General features: G+C 52.0%; 1 protein-coding gene. It reads left to right on the forward strand.

All coding sequences use genetic code 11. From position 1 onward, the window contains the following. A partial coding sequence (locus CHH48_RS19205; protein WP_141230095.1) for a collagen-like protein occupies nucleotides 1–306 on the forward strand: 306 nt, incomplete at both ends.

Below are 306 nucleotides of genomic sequence, written 5' to 3' on the forward strand. Positions count from 1 at the left end.
GGATCAACTGGAATTACTGGAGTGACAGGAGAAACAGGTGTAACTGGAATTACTGGAGTGACAGGAGAAACAGGCGTAACTGGAATTACTGGAGTGACAGGAGAAACAGGATCAACGGGACTCACTGGAGTTACCGGAGAAACCGGGTCAACGGGACTTACTGGAGCGACGGGAGAAACAGGATCAACTGGAATTACTGGAGTGACAGGAGAAACCGGGTCAACAGGACTCACCGGGGTGACAGGAGAGACTGGCTCACCAGGAGTTACCGGAGTGACAGGAGAAACAGGATCAACTGGCACCACA

This window comes from Terribacillus saccharophilus, from assembly GCF_002272075.1.
Taxonomy (GTDB): domain Bacteria; phylum Bacillota; class Bacilli; order Bacillales; family Amphibacillaceae; genus Terribacillus; species Terribacillus saccharophilus_A.